Annotated in this window: 16 protein-coding genes; 10 read left to right on the forward strand and 6 right to left on the reverse strand. The window is 41.5% G+C overall.

All coding sequences use genetic code 11. From position 1 onward, the window contains the following. Positions 1–41 precede the first annotated feature (41 nt). Entirely contained in the window at positions 42–1,874 is a 1,833-nt protein-coding gene (locus VMUT_RS08495) for a ribosome biogenesis/translation initiation ATPase RLI (RefSeq protein ID WP_013605008.1), read from the reverse strand. A gap of 100 nt (positions 1,875–1,974) precedes the next feature. Here VMUT_RS08495 and sepP point away from each other — a divergent pair, with 100 nt between their 5' ends. Continuing rightward, the gene (gene sepP / locus VMUT_RS08500; RefSeq protein ID WP_048056977.1) at positions 1,975–2,658 is read left to right on the forward strand and encodes an undecaprenyl-diphosphatase SepP; all 684 of its coding nucleotides are present in this window, start codon (positions 1,975–1,977) and stop codon (positions 2,656–2,658) included. On the opposite strand, the gene VMUT_RS08505 is transcribed toward sepP, so the two are convergent. From VMUT_RS08505 to psmA, 3 genes are read right to left on the reverse strand one after another with little or no spacing between them, the layout of a single operon-like run. Then, positions 2,608–3,399 carry a tRNA (adenine-N1)-methyltransferase gene (locus VMUT_RS08505; RefSeq protein ID WP_013605009.1) on the reverse strand — a complete coding sequence of 264 codons (792 nt, stop codon included), beginning with the start codon at positions 3,397–3,399 and terminating at the stop codon, positions 2,608–2,610. The genes sepP and VMUT_RS08505 overlap by 51 nt on opposite strands. A gap of 34 nt (positions 3,400–3,433) precedes the next feature. After that, complete coding sequence (locus VMUT_RS08510; RefSeq protein ID WP_148224713.1) at positions 3,434–4,036, reverse strand: YkgJ family cysteine cluster protein; 603 nt, start codon at positions 4,034–4,036, stop codon at positions 3,434–3,436. 35 nt (positions 4,037–4,071) lie between these two features. Beyond that, positions 4,072–4,812 carry an archaeal proteasome endopeptidase complex subunit alpha gene (gene psmA / locus VMUT_RS08515; RefSeq protein WP_013605011.1) on the reverse strand — a complete coding sequence of 247 codons (741 nt, stop codon included), beginning with the start codon at positions 4,810–4,812 and terminating at the stop codon, positions 4,072–4,074. Positions 4,813–4,922: 110 nt separating this feature from the next. Between psmA and VMUT_RS08520 the strand changes: the two genes are divergently transcribed. The 3 genes from VMUT_RS08520 to VMUT_RS08530 all read left to right on the forward strand — a co-directional run bounded on the left by VMUT_RS08520 (position 4,923) and on the right by VMUT_RS08530 (position 7,272). Beyond that, positions 4,923–5,801 carry a methyltransferase domain-containing protein gene (locus tag VMUT_RS08520; RefSeq protein ID WP_013605012.1) on the forward strand — a complete coding sequence of 293 codons (879 nt, stop codon included), beginning with the start codon at positions 4,923–4,925 and terminating at the stop codon, positions 5,799–5,801. A gap of 67 nt (positions 5,802–5,868) precedes the next feature. Beyond that, the gene (locus VMUT_RS08525) at positions 5,869–6,537 is read left to right on the forward strand and encodes a hypothetical protein (RefSeq protein ID WP_013605013.1); all 669 of its coding nucleotides are present in this window, start codon (positions 5,869–5,871) and stop codon (positions 6,535–6,537) included. Positions 6,538–6,564: 27 nt separating this feature from the next. Continuing rightward, positions 6,565–7,272, forward strand: coding sequence for a phosphoglycolate phosphatase (locus VMUT_RS08530; protein WP_013605014.1), 708 nt, complete (start codon positions 6,565–6,567; stop codon positions 7,270–7,272). On the opposite strand, the gene VMUT_RS08535 is transcribed toward VMUT_RS08530, so the two are convergent. Then, positions 7,267–7,983, reverse strand: coding sequence for a hypothetical protein (locus tag VMUT_RS08535; protein WP_013605015.1), 717 nt, complete (start codon positions 7,981–7,983; stop codon positions 7,267–7,269). The two genes, VMUT_RS08530 and VMUT_RS08535, sit on opposite strands and share 6 nt — an antisense overlap. A gap of 114 nt (positions 7,984–8,097) precedes the next feature. Between VMUT_RS08535 and VMUT_RS08540 the strand changes: the two genes are divergently transcribed. Continuing rightward, a complete protein-coding gene (locus tag VMUT_RS08540) occupies positions 8,098–9,735 on the forward strand; it encodes a B12-binding domain-containing radical SAM protein (RefSeq protein WP_013605016.1) in 1,638 nt (545 codons plus the stop codon). Between the two features lie 3 nt (positions 9,736–9,738). Here the strand turns inward: VMUT_RS08540 and VMUT_RS08545 are convergent, their stop codons facing one another. Next, on the reverse strand, positions 9,739–10,281 hold the full coding sequence (locus VMUT_RS08545; RefSeq protein WP_048056978.1) for a phosphoribosyltransferase: 543 nt from the start codon (positions 10,279–10,281) through the stop codon (positions 9,739–9,741). Between the two features lie 146 nt (positions 10,282–10,427). Here VMUT_RS08545 and VMUT_RS08550 point away from each other — a divergent pair, with 146 nt between their 5' ends. The 5 genes from VMUT_RS08550 (at position 10,428) to VMUT_RS08570 (ending at position 14,683) form a co-directional block, all read left to right on the forward strand. After that, positions 10,428–10,919, forward strand: coding sequence for a hypothetical protein (locus tag VMUT_RS08550; protein ID WP_237699632.1), 492 nt, complete (start codon positions 10,428–10,430; stop codon positions 10,917–10,919). An 88-nt stretch (positions 10,920–11,007) separates the two neighbouring features. Then, complete coding sequence (locus VMUT_RS08555) at positions 11,008–11,838, forward strand: slipin family protein (protein WP_013605019.1); 831 nt, start codon at positions 11,008–11,010, stop codon at positions 11,836–11,838. A gap of 2 nt (positions 11,839–11,840) precedes the next feature. Next, entirely contained in the window at positions 11,841–13,175 is a 1,335-nt protein-coding gene (locus tag VMUT_RS08560; RefSeq protein WP_048057260.1) for an NfeD family protein, read from the forward strand. A 39-nt stretch (positions 13,176–13,214) separates the two neighbouring features. Further along, positions 13,215–13,949 (forward strand): DUF1614 domain-containing protein, encoded by a 735-nt coding sequence (locus tag VMUT_RS08565; RefSeq protein WP_013605021.1) that lies wholly within the window; start codon positions 13,215–13,217, stop codon positions 13,947–13,949. A 44-nt stretch (positions 13,950–13,993) separates the two neighbouring features. Beyond that, the gene (locus tag VMUT_RS08570) at positions 13,994–14,683 is read left to right on the forward strand and encodes an HAD family hydrolase (protein ID WP_013605022.1); all 690 of its coding nucleotides are present in this window, start codon (positions 13,994–13,996) and stop codon (positions 14,681–14,683) included. Positions 14,684–14,711 lie beyond the last annotated feature (28 nt).

Here is a 14,711-nt window from a genome sequence, read left to right on the forward strand (position 1 = left end):
GCAAAGTCACTATACATCCTTATTATTAAGCTCTAACTAGGTCATTGATTACCTGTCTCTTCACTTTCCTCAGTGCTCATATAGTAATAATACTCATCGAGTTCCCTCTGTAGGCGGTCTAGGTATGAGTACCTCTTGTTTATTCTCGGCCTACCTACCTGTGGTTCTCTCCTAAACGTCACATCCTGACTCCTCAGAAACTCATTCATACCAGTTCTTAGGTCTGTTGGTGGTTCTGCAATACCATGCTTACCTGGTTCTCCGAGGAATATCATGACCGAGGTACTTAAATAATCAATCATTGTTATGTCATGCTCAATCACCAGAGCAACCACATCTCTCTCCTCAATTATCCTCCTAATTACTGACGCAACCCTAACTCTTTGCTCAATATCCAGGTAAGCCATTGGCTCATCAAGCAGGTAAACCTCCGCATCCTTAAGTAATGACCCGGCTACAACGACTCTTTGAAGCTCACCACCACTTAGGCTTGATAACTCCCTATCCATTAATGGAGTTAATGATAATCCATTAGCCAGGTCAGGCCAGATAATCCTTGAGTTAAAGTCATTACCTGCTATCATGGCTAAGTACTCCCTAACTGTCTTATCACCATACTTAACGGCTAAATCCCTAACGTACTGAGGCTTATAACTAATCCTGACCTCACCATGAGGAATTACAACGCCGGAATCAGGCTCTATCTCATTAACAAGGAGTCTAGCAAATGTGGTCTTGCCAATCCCGTTGGGACCTAGCACGCCAATGACCTCACCCCTATGTATGACTCCAGCCTTAACCTCAAGCTCAAAATCACTAAGCTTCTTCGTTAAGTCAGTCCACTCAAGTAATATGTGCTCTCTTTGAATAGGCCTTGGTGCTGGTTTAACCCTAAACTTAATGGGTTCTCTCCTAATTAGCATATTCTCACTTGTTAAGTAACCATTAAGGTATTCGTTAATACCCTCCCTGGCGCCCCTCATGTGGGACACTACGCCATATGCGCCAGGCTTACCGTAAAGAATAACAACTTGATCGGCTAGGTAATCAAGCACGGCTAAATCGTGGTCTATAACGATCACGTACTTATTACCACTAGCAGTGTCCTTAATTGCCTCAGCAACTCTTAGTCTTTCAACAATGTCTAGGTGCGTTGTTGGTTCATCGAATATGTACGTATCCGAATTCCTAAGTAATGCCGCAGCAATAGCGAGTCTCTGAAGTTCACCACCACTTAACTTACTAACATCTCTATCAAGCAGGTACATCAGATTTAGTTTTTCTGCAATCTTCATGACATTACCCTCATCACTGCTTATCTTCATTAACACGTCCTTAACCGTACCTTTAACATACATGGGTATTAACTCGATATATTGAGGCTTATGAACAACCTTAATCTCACCCTTATAGAGCTTTGATAAGTAGGGTTGTAACTCCGTGCCCCTGAAAAACCTTATGACATCATCCACGGAAGTCTGCGCATTAGTGCATAGATTCGGCATTAATTCGCCAGCAAGTATCTTGGCTATTGTTGTCTTACCCATGGCATTCTGGCCAATTATTCCAAGCACCCTCCCCAACTTGGGCATGGGTAGTCTAAAGAGCTTGAAGCCACTGGGGCCATACTGATGAACGCAGTCCTCGCCTAATTCACTTGGTAGGTTAACAATGGTTATTGCCTCAAAGGGGCATTTCCTAATGCATATACCGCAGGCTGTACATAGGTCTGTTATGACAGGATGACCCAACTGCTCATCCATGTATATTGCCCTCTTACCACCCCTAACTATTGGGCAGAACCTAATGCACTCTTGGCTGCACTTCCTTGGTTGGCATAGGTCCTTATCAACAACAGCTATCCTGACGGGCATTATCGACGGTTTATGGAGGATTAAGTGAAATTAAACCTTATGCCCTGGGTAATTATGCTGAGAGTAATACTAATAAGATTTGGCGTTTACGGCGTGTTTAATGAATTTTAGGGTTGAGCGTAAACACCTCTACATCGCACTAACGCTATACCTGCTCTATATCCTATTAACGATCTATGTAGTTACAAGTGGAGAGGGCACCTCACTAAATACCTACTTATTCTTCGCAATTTTTAATAATAAGTTACCTCAATTAACGCCGTTACTAACGGTGATTAGCATTGATGATTATGGTAGGGCGTTCTTCTGGATACCTGTGGCCCTGATACTCTGGTACTCCGGCGGTAGGTACAGGAGGGTCAGTGTTCTCATGGTTTCGGCCTTCGTGATAAGCCTAATACTCGGTGAATTAATGAAGCACGTACTATACGAGCCAAGGCCATTTCTAGTACTGCATATAGTGCCATTGATTCATGAGCAGCCAGACTCCTCATACCCATCAGGCCACGCATTGATCGTTAGCACTGGGGCGTACTCGGCGATAATGACATTGCCTTGGTACATATCGTTACCCCTAACCGCGGAGGCACTGCTTGTCTCCTATGGTAGGATTTACGTCGGTGTTCACTGGCCGTTGGACGTGATTGCAGGTTGGTTATTGGGGATTGCCAATGTTGAGCTTGTACTTGCGCTACCTTGGTACTACGAAATTGTTTACATAATAATGAAGAAATTACTTGGCCGGTTGAGTTACCGGCATGATTGTCCTTCTACCAATTATTAAGTAACCGGTGTGGGCGTTTATCCACGTCTGTGGCCTAACCTCAGTGGGTTCGGTCTTCCATTCCCTAACCATGACATCAAACATTCTAATATCGACATAGTTAATTTTGTTCATTGCATTGAGAACCTTAAGCACTTGATTCACTGTGGGTACGTACACGACTAGAACTCCATCTGATCTTAGGGCCTCTGTTGCCTTGGGTATTGCATTCCACGGATCACCCATGTCTAGAACCACGGCATCTAAATCCCTCTCGAGGAATCCATCATTAGTTACATCCCTTAAGCGTAACTCAACCCAGTCAATAAGGCCAAGCATTTCAAGGTTCTTCCTCGCAACACTTATTGAATCTTCCCTCTTGTCATATCCGTAAATCTTACCGTTAGGTTTCACATAATAGGCAAGCATTGCGGTCATGAATCCACTACCAACACCTGCCTCTGCAACCCTGCTGCCAGGGCCTATGCCGGTATTAATTATTATTTGAGCAGCATCCTTGGGGTATATTACTTGAGTGATCCTATTGGCCTTTTCTAGGAGGATATCCGTGATCAACGGCCTTAATAAGGCCATGTTATAACCCAGGTTTGTCTTTATCACTGTACCATATTCACGGCCTATCACATCATCAGTATTTATGATACCCCTTATCGTACTGATCCTAGAACCCTTAACAATCCTAACCACTGATCTAACACTATCACCAACGATTAATACGTAATCCCCCTCCTTAATTGGCATATTACCTTCGAGTGCTAATTAATGAAGGGAATATTTATGAATTTTTACGGGAATGCTCATCAACGACCTGCTCTATATAATTCATAAATTCCTCGAGGGTGCCACTAACCAAGCCCTTACTAACCATTTCATTCCACTTATTAATAACCTCCTTGAACTCTTTCTTAGCCTTTACTGCATCGTCTATTGATGATATTTCAACCCTGAAATTAGCATAGCCTCCCTTACCAATGCCAGGGCAATACCCAAGTGCTTTATCGTAAACCTCGAACTTTACAATATTACCATCAAGCCAATAGATGAATGGGTAGTACCTACACACGTTAGGCTTAACGGGGTGTATTGAGCAAATTAGTTTATCATCGATCCACTTATTGAATATGCACGTGCCATCAAGCCTCTTCTTAAGCACGAGGTAGTACTCACCATCCCTAAGCCTTATTACTGGTTCATCCCAATCAGCAGCCATGTCCTTAGGAAATAATGCCAGGAAATCCCTAGGTCTCATGCCTACATACTTCGTAATCCTAGCCGCATCCCTATGCGTCACAGGTATCCAATAACGCCTACAGCACTCACCACACATTATGCAATTGAATCTAACCCTTGGGAATTCCGCATTCACCATAATTCTCATGGTTAATTTAATGGTACTTGCATTGTAAGGGCTTGTTATGAGGATTGTGACTGAGAAGATCCCTTAATCTCCTGTAGATACTTACTTACTTCATCTATTGTTAACTTCCTAAATAACTTGGTCTTAACATCGATAACTCCTATCTCTAGCCTATCAGGCTCGGGTGCCTCAAGGACTAGGCTTAATGCCCTGATTGCGAGTTTTACACAATCATTAACACCCATGTCATACTTATACTCCTTCTCGAGGAATTCCGTTATTCTCGATGATTCGGCGCCCATGGCAACCGCGTAGAAGCCGAAGTATATACCGCCTGGGTCTGTCTGGAATAGCCTTGGTCCATGCTTATCAACACCACCAACAATCAATGCAGCACCAAAGGGCCTTACACCACCGTATTGCGTATGCATCTGCTTAAGATCACTAATCCTCTTGGTCAATAACTCAACATCTATGGGCTCATCATAGAGCAACCTATGTGTCTGGGCCTCCTGCCTAGCATACTCAATAAGTACCCTGGCGTCCGACAATAAGCCCGATGCTGCTATGCCCACGTGATCATCAACCATATAAACCTTCTCAATACTACCCAGGTCGATTAGGGAACTTACCTTTCTCTTCTCTGCAGCAAGCACAACACCATCAACGCACTTAATACCAATGGTAGCCCAACCCCTCTTAACAGCCTCACCAGCATACCTAACTTGGTATAACTCACCCTCTGGACTAAATATTGTTATGGCCCTATCATATCCATATACCTGTGGAGAGAACATACTTCTCGATAATGTATTGTCAAGGGGTTTTTAAATCAAACCTACTTGTTACCTATTTCGTGGCATTGCGCGTAACCTTTTTAAATTAGTAATCGAGTTCGATATCGGTTATGAAAATAGCAATATCCGTGAGTAATGGTTTCGTATCTGGACCTGGTGAAGGCGATGAAGTTTGGATAGTTGAGGTTGAGGATCATGGCAACTACAAATTAATTGAGCGATATGAGAACCCAGCAAGGTATGCACAGCAGATAAGGGGTGTGTTCATGTTGAGGAGTTTGCTTGATCGTGGAATTAACACGGTAATACTCTCCGAAATAGGACCTCCAGGCTATAGGTGGGCTGCTGAGAAGGGCATTAGGATATATATATTTGAGGGACGTGTCGAGGATGCAATCAAGGCCTTTATTGAGGGTAAACTAACTGAGGCGCAGGGGCCAACGCATGGTGAGCATCATGGTCATTACGGGCATCACGGCCATCATAGACATATAGAGGGTTTTGAAACATACGACTTCCTAAAGCCCTATGTAAGTAATGGTATGGCGATTGCCGACCTAGGTTGCGGGAGTGGTTATTACTGTAACTTCTTTAAGGACTATGCATCAAGGCTTTACTGTGTTGATGTTGATGAAGCGGCTATTAATGAGGTTCGTAGGAACTTTAGTAACTATGGAAATGTGGTCATACTTAATGAGGACATTACAAGGGCGTCAATACCAAGCAATAGTATTGATTTAGCATTTATGTCCAATGTGTTTCATGACATTGAGGATAAGGAGGCAGCCGTTAGGGAAGTGAGTAGGATCTTGAAGCCTGGCGGTAGGTTATTAATTATTGAGTTTAAGAAGGACGTGGTTTTTGGGCCACCATTTAAGTTAAGTCCTGATGAGGTTGAGCAGTACTTCAGTAGGGAGGGCTTTGTTAGGGAGGGTTATGCCGAGGTTTCTCCTTATCATTATATGCTCGTCTTTAAAAAGGTAAGGTAGGGTGCAGGTTGGATATATTTTACTATGGTTTAAATATAGGTATCTATAGTTAAAATATGGTGAAATAATGAAGGGAAGGCCCGATTGGATCATTCGATATAAGGATATCATTAATAAATTGAGGTTTATTCTCTACGAATTTGAAAATGGGGATCTTAATTTTCAATTATTTGTTAATGAAATAAATAAATCATTAACTAATTGTGGATATGATCCAATAAAGGTTATGGTATCTGATATTATGACGGAATTCTTCGGGGCATACGCCGTATACGTACCTCGTAAGCCAGTATCCATAGTGTATGTTTCCACAGAACTTATGAAAAAGCCAAGGCCCCTACTTGGTAGGGTTTTAGTGCATGAGATATTTCACCACATACTTTATCAAAGGCCTCCATCATTGCTATTTAAATTGGCGCCGAAGAGATTCGAACCAATTATTCTAATAATCTTACCATTTATAATCCTCGCAATTTTAGCAATACCTCTTTACTCTACACTGTATAACTTCTTATCTTATATTGTTGCTTCATCATCTATAACCATGACATTATTAACGGCAATCCTGATAAGGGCCTTAAATGAGCATGAATTAATGGCTACAACATTCGTGGTTTACCTAGTGACTGGTGAATGGGTTAAGAACTGGACTTATTACCATGATGAAAACGCATTAATGAACCTCAGGTGGGATGAAGCCGTTAGGCCTAGGGAGGTTATTGTTATGCAAAGGTAAATTAAGGGTTGGTAATTAGGAGGCTTGATGATTAGGCTTGTGTTACTCGATATTGATGGCACCTTAACGAAGGATAGGAATACGGAGGCTTTTGATCCAGATGCCATTGCAGCAGTGCAGGATGTTGTGAACAAGTATGTCGTTGGTCTCGTGACTGGTAACGCCTTAATAGTGACGCAAGCACTATCACGCTACATAGGATTGCCTAGAGGATCACCACTTATTGCGGAGAATGGGTGCTTAGTGGATTATAGAGGTGAAGTTCATGAACTATGTGAAGACCTAAATTTAAGGGACATTGCGTTAAGGCTTATGAAGGTAATACCAGGCTTGAGACCTACATATCAATTTAATTATAGGAAGTTCGACATAACACTATGGGCGCCTAGGGATCCTAATGAGTTAGTGGAGGTTGTTAAGGCTGAATTGAGGAAAATGAACTTAGATGGTAAGGTGAGGGTTTCCCATAGTGGTTATGCACTGCATCTGCAGCCTATTAATTCAAGTAAGGCTACAGCTATTAAGTACCTATGTGGTGTAATTGGTGTATCCTGTAATGAGGTTGTTTACGTTGGTGATAGCGATACGGACATTGATGCGATGAATGTAGTTGGTTATGGAGTTGCAGTGTCTAACGCTACTGACGGACTTAAGAGGAGGGCTAAGATAATTCTTGAGAAGCCAAGTGGTAAGGGTGTTGTCGACTTTCTAAAGAATTACTTACCTAAGCTATGATTTCCTAAACATCATTAATAGGTAGTTATACGCACTCTCGATGTTGAAGTTATTCCTAACGAAATCTCTAAAGTCATCATACTTCCTAATAAAGTCATTATCTATACCCTTTATAGCATCATTCCATAGAGATCTTCCCAAGCTCATGTTTCCCGCTAGCTCGATACTAAGTGGTATGTCGAGGGCCAATGCAGTTATTGCGCAATCAATTGTTGGTTTGCACGTTATTAATGCGTTCCTTAGGTCGTTCATATTAAATGTATTAATTAAGTATTGAATCAGTGTTTCATATTTAGCTATTACTACGTCAACTGTTCTCCTAAGCATTGCCAAAGAGATCCTATACACCACATCATCTTTCATACTCTGTGGTATACTCCACAGGCTAATTAGCGTTGGATCTCTCATGATCTTTACAAGGGCTACTTCACGTAACACCATAATCCTTGCCTCATAATCCTTTAATTGAAGTAATTTACCCGGTATTATGGATATTATGGTTAGTTCATCAGTGTTCATATACTTTACGGGCCACTCTTCATGAGTAGCACTTTCAAGTCCAAGAGCCTCCCTTATCCTATTATGGTTGTCCGTTATGTAAACAATGGCATCATTACTTGGAATCTCAAGTTCCTTAAATGCCCATTCAACGAGTTCTTTGACTTTATTTAATTCATTGGTCGTAACTTCTATTAACTGTATTATTTCCACTCTATGTATGTTTTTGTTGAGGTTAATATTCCTTAATTAGCAGGGCAGAAATACAAGTGAGAATCTTAAACAGTGGTAAAAGTTTTTAAAGGAAGTATTTCCCTGCTATCACTAATGGTATTACCAAAGTACGATGTTATCTTGACCACAGATCGCTCAATGATGAGTAATTATCATGGTAAGGAGTTCTTGGGATTTGTAACAACAGGACCGCTTTTCATAACCGTAGGACCCTTTAGAAAACTTGGTGAGTGGATTCATGAGTACATTGCAATGCCTAAGATGAAGGTTGATAAGTACGGTAGGCCATATCAAGCACCCTACGGCATGAGGAAGATAGAGGCCGCATTACTTGATTCTGGCATTAACGCAGCGATAATAGATCCAGACCACGTACATAAATACATACTAAATACTAAAATGCTCATGCTTAGTCATCATGATTATTTCGGGCTTAATCCACCATCATCGACCTGGTCAGCCATTGTTGGTAAAGAATCGCTTAATGCATATTCATTTAGGAGATTTATGGCGAGGATAAGGCCATACATAATGGATGCCAAGAGCAGGAATGGTCTTAAGGTTGTTGTTGGCGGCCCATCTGCATGGCAGTGGTTATATCTACCAGAGCTCATGGATTTTTATGGAATTGACACTATATTTGATGGCGAGGGTGAAAAATTAGTTGTTGACTTTGTTAAGAGGGTTCTAAATAATGAGCCTGTGCCTCGTTACGTATACGTTGGCGTGAATGACGTGCCAAGTATTAATGAAATACCAATAATAAAGTACCCAGCTGTTAATGGGTTTGTCGAGATAGGTAGGGGGTGTCCAAGGGGCTGCGCTTTCTGTCCAGTCACAATAAGGCCACTTAGGTGGTACCCCCTTGAGAAGATTGAGGAGGAATTGAAATTACATGTGAAGTACGGTATAGTACACGGACTCATACATTCCGATGACGTACCACTTTATGGCTCAACAGGTGTTGACCTTAATCCTGATAAATTAATTAAGTTACATCAATTAGTAAAGAGATATTACCTAACAATAGCCTGGAGCCACACGACACTGGCATCAGTGCTAACGGCAGAAAAGAAATACAATAGGCTAGCCACGAAGATCGCAGAGATAATAGAGGACGAGCACCAGGACTGGTGGGGCGCCCAGGTAGGTCTTGAGACGGGTTCAAGGAGGTTGGCCAAGGCAATAATGCCTGGCAAGGCTGCGCCGTTTAAGATTGAGGATTGGTGGGACGTGGTTGAGGAGGCCCTGGGCGTTATGCATGATATTAAGCTCATACCTGCCCTAACAGTGATTGTGGGATTACCTGGTGAGACTGAGGACGATGTTATGGAGACGATAGAACTACTTGATAGAATAAGGCCCTATAGGAGCTTAGTTGTGCCCATGTTCTATGTACCCATGAATCACATTAGGGCTGAGAAGGACGGCTGGATAATCAAGTACAACCTAATGCCTGAACACATTGAGTTGATGAAGAAGATGTTTGAACATAGTATTTATTGGGCTAAGGACATTGTGAACCACTTCTACCTGAGGGGTCCGCAGTACTGGCCTGTTAGGGTTGCTGTTAATTACTTCATGAATTACGTGGAGAGGAGGGTTAGGGCGCTCTATGATAGGCTTGACCAAATAGCCGCTGAGATTAAGAATAGGAAGCTCGTGTCGAAGGTGGAGGCTCCTAAGCTTATGGAATTATACTCATCATCCATTAATACTGAGGATGAATAGGGGTTAGGTTCTCATTAATTCCTGCATTTTCACTAATTCATAATCAGCAAACACTATCTTGGCTTCGTTAATACCAATGCTCTTAAATGTCTCGAAGTTTTCCCATGGGTATATAATGTAGACCCACGTTATCCATTTATAGGCGTAGTAATCTGGCACGTACTTACTCGATAGTACCTTATAATCAAGAACGGCGGTCTTAACTTCCCTCGCACCAACTTTCATCAACTCCTCCCTAGCCTCATTAAGTGTTAGACCTGTATCACTAACATCATCAATTAACAATACCCTGAGATTTCTCACATCAATACTTGGTCTATACTTAATAATAACATTATTCTTAACCCTACTAAAGTTCCAATGAGATAGTTGCATTAAATCAGTGGGTATTCCAAGCATGTCTGATATTAACGAAGCAATTATAACACCGCCCTTAGATATTCCTATTATTGCATCAGGTTGGAAATCACTTTTAAGGATATCCTGGACCAATTTCAAGACGCCTCTTTCGATATCTTCCCACTTATACCGGTGGTAATCCGCCATTATGACTTGTGGTGAGGATGTATTTATAAACCAATCGTTTTACGTATTTAAATAGATACTGCGGTACGAATCTAATTAGGATAAGGGATTTATGTGTCATTTGCTTAAGAATTGATGAGTTTCAAATGATTAATAGATACCAAGCAATGATGCTTCTAGGAGTTGTATTGATATTACTATCATCAATACCAATCTATTATTCTCATCAGGAATCAATAATCTCGTACAATCACGTTAATGCATCAACATGCATAAGGGTTCTAAGTGGTATCATTAATGGGTCATTGGTTAGTGATAGAATAGAGGAGGTGATGAGGTCAATGGAACGGTCATTTTTGATTTCAATTGAGATTAACGTAAATTATGCAAATGGATCAAGTATAACCTATGGTTATTATATACCGATTGGCGAGGGTGGTGTAGCTATAACGCCCATGGTCTCCGGTAATATTGAGATCTTCGGTAGATCCCACTGCGCCTACGTGGGTAATAATTACGTAGTTAATGTATTCATAGGGCAATACGTAACCCCCCTTTACCTATTTGGCCTTGGAGTGATGCTTATCATTATGGGTTTCATACTTATTGCACTAGGTGATTACTTGAGGGATAAGTATATGCGAAATGCTTTATCTTAAGATTAATAAATTAATATCTTAAGAGGAATTGCTGTTTTTTGGGGTCAATAAATAGGTTTATTAATAACCTCATTTGTAATGTTACTTAATGTACATGCATTTATTACTTCAGGTAGGTACGCTAATAGCGGTCGCGGTTCTGGCAATAATACTGCTCATAATAATTATAGCAATACTCGCGTACTCAATTAGGATAGTCCCTGAGTACCAGAGGATTGTTAAGCTTAGGCTTGGTAAGTTCAAGGGTATTTATGGACCTGGAATTGTGTTCATAATACCCGTAATCGACAGACCAATAACGATGGATCTCAGGGTAATCTCAATTGATTTATCAAGCCAGAGGGCTTTAACTAAGGATAATGTTGAGGTTACGATAGATGCCGCAGTCTATATGAGGGTTATTGACGCGTCTAAGGCTGTTCTATCAGTAACTGATTATAGGAGCGCCACGGTTACTTTAGGAGCTGCTGTTTTGAGGGATGTCATTGGTATGGTGGATCTTGACACACTACTTACACAGAGGGAGGAGGTTGCCAAGAGGATAGCTTCGATAATCGATGAGCATGTGAGTCCCTGGGGTGTTAAGGTCACGGCAGTCGCTATTAAGGACATAAAGCTACCCGACACGCTGATCAGGGCTATGGCCGCTCAGGCGGAGGCTGAGAGAATGAGGAGGGCTAAGGTTATTCTTGCCCAGGCAGATTATGAAGCATCACAAATGTACCTAAAGGCTGCAGATACCTATGCTAAGAACGCAATATCACTTTCCCTTAGACAGCTTGACACATTGCTAGAGGTTGCTAAGGAGCATAACCTGATCCTAGTGGTGCCAAGTTCGTTAGAGGTCACCGCACTATCGGCGCTTGCCGCCGCAACACTAAAGAAGCAGGAGGGCTCAGGCGTTACGCAGCAGGGGTGATTATGCAGTTAAAGCGTAAGTTATCTATTTCTTTGATAATCATTACCACCTTATTACTAGTATTAATGCATACATTGATTGCCAGTTCCAACACGTACGTAATTCATGAGGTCTATGTATTTAATCTGAATGGTGAAATTACGGATGTAACGTATGATGAATTACAAAATGCAATGCAACTTGCAGAATCAACGCCGAACTCAGCATTATTGATAATTCTCGAAACGCCCGGTGGCGAATTAGATGCTGCACTAAATATTGTATCAAGTATTGAGAGTGCTAGTATTCCCGTGATAGGCTTCGTGTATCCCACTGGGTCATATTCATGGTCAGCAGGTACATTAGTCCTGCTTTCAACCACGATAGCCGCCATGGCGCCCAGCACGGTAATTGGTTCCTGCCAACCCGTTGAGATAAACCCAATAACTGGGCAGGAGGAGTTCATAAACGAGAGTAAGATACTCAATGCAATTAGTCAGTACTTCGTGGAAGTTGCTGAGTTTAGGGGTAGGAACGCGACCTTTGCTCATGATTGCGTATTCTACAACACAAACCTTGGGCCTGAAGATGCACTTAAGTACAAGGTCATAAACTTCATAGCCACAGACGTAGACTCACTACTTAATGAGATAAATGGTAGCACGATAAATGGGGTCACGTACTACGTGATTAATCCCACCATTACATATTACCAACCTGGCATTGGTTACCAGGTTTATGAGGTGCTTATCAATTCCACAATACAGGACCTACTGAGCGGGTTAGGTCTGCTTCTCGCAATCGTTGGGTTTGCCATAAGGCATTATTACCTGGCTGGTGTTGGTATTCTTTTAATGCTGATACCCCTACTCACGGGCTTATCCATTAATTGGCTTGGTTTAGCGTTATTAATCATTGGCTTAGCCGCAATAGCCATAGACGTACATGCAGGCTTCACAACACATGCAGCGTTATTCATAACGGGTATAGTACTTACCGTATTAGGCATTGTACTTCTTCAACCAACATACACGCCTCAATCATGGTTAATAGCCACAAATCAAGTTGAGGCGAGGATAGTCCTATACTCATTAGTGGCCTTTGTGGGTGGTTTTGGCGGTTTCATAGCCGCTAAGGTAATAGGCATAATAAGGACTAGACCGCTTTCGGAGAGGCTTTACTTGCCTGTAAATGATGTTGGGGTTGCAGTTGATGATATTAATAAGGATGAGATCGGTTATGTGAAGGTTAGGGGTGAGTATTGGAGGGCTAAGGCACTTGAGAGTGTTAGGAGGGGGTCGAGGGTTATTATTGTTGGTATTGATGGTGACACACTGCTTGTGAAGCCTGTGGGTTAGTTACGTTTATTAAGCTTTAGTTATGTTCATCATTGGGTAATGGCGTCTAAATACGATGTAAAACCAAGGCTTGGTATTAGGTTTTCATTACCTGTGAGTATATTTATATTCATAGGTTTCCTGGTAATATCACCCCTGTTACTGTTCCTATTCCTAGTCCTGGTTAGTATAGGCATACAGCCATTATTGGCGTTAACATTAACGTTGGGTTCATTATTAACGAGTTACATAAACGTAGTGATTGCTGAAATCACTTACTACGTCCCATTTAACCCATTCATAGACCTCATGAAAATATTCCCAATGCCACTAGTTATACAGAGGATTGATAAGTTATTCCTCGAGGTAAATATTGGTGGTGCAATAATACCAGTAGTGACATCAATATACTTGATAAGCACATACCTGGTTGGTAATATGGCAATCTTAATGGCCTTTATAATATCATTGGTCATATCATCAATAGTAATATGGCAGAGCGCCAGGTTGATTCCTGGCATTGGAATTGCACTACCCACGGCATTACCTGTCCTCTTAACATTAATACTTACCCTAATATCCACAGTACTGTTCCATGCAAATCCTCTAGCCTTCTCATATAGTTTGGGTTCATTATCAACGTTAATCGGCGCCGATTTACTGAATATTAAGAAGGTTATAAGGACTATGAGGGGTTACGTATCGATTGGAGGAGCAGGGGTTTTTGATGGAATTTACATAACAGGCCTTATGTCACTGATACTAGCGTCATTGTATAAGGTACTCATACTTTAATCGTGAGACAAGCTTTTAATTCTTAGTATTATTGGTTATTTGTGATGAATTACAGGTCTACGGATAATAATGACGATACCTTGCTGACTGATGTTAAGGGAATAAGGGCCGTGATATTTGACCTAGACGGTACCCTTGTAGATACTATACCACTGCATGTGTTGTCTTGGATAGAAACATGTAAGCACCTTGGACTTTCTATTCCAACCATGGATCATGTAAATACATTAATAGGATTAAGAGCTCTAGACATAGCAAGGAAGTTATGTGGCGATGAGAACGCCGAGAAGGCCCTTCAAATTAAGAATGAGATATACCTATCATTGTTAGGGGACGCCAAGGCCATTAATGGCGCGCCCGAATTACTAAAAATGCTTAAGGAGAGGGGTTTCACCATTGGTATTGTTACCTCAAGTTCCAGGAGAGTCGCTATTAAGGCGCTCGAGGTAACAGGCCTTTATAATTACATTGATGGTATTGTGGCTGGGGACGACGTTAATAAGGGTAAGCCAGACCCTGAGCCATTAATGAAGATACTTCGTTTCCTAGGGCTTAAGGTGAGTGAGGTTGCCGTGGTTGGTGATTCTAAGTATGATGCTGAGATGGCGTTAAACGCGGGTGTTAGGGTTATATTTTTCCTAGGTTCTCATGAGGATCCTCGGGTAATAAGTATCGGGAACTTATTAGATATTACTAGGTATCTCGATCTTGGTCAATTTCTAATTAGGCATTAATTTTATTAATTTTTCCTTAGTCTCTACC

The sequence above is a fragment of the Vulcanisaeta moutnovskia 768-28 genome, from assembly GCF_000190315.1.
Lineage (GTDB): Archaea > Thermoproteota > Thermoprotei > Thermoproteales > Thermocladiaceae > Vulcanisaeta > Vulcanisaeta moutnovskia.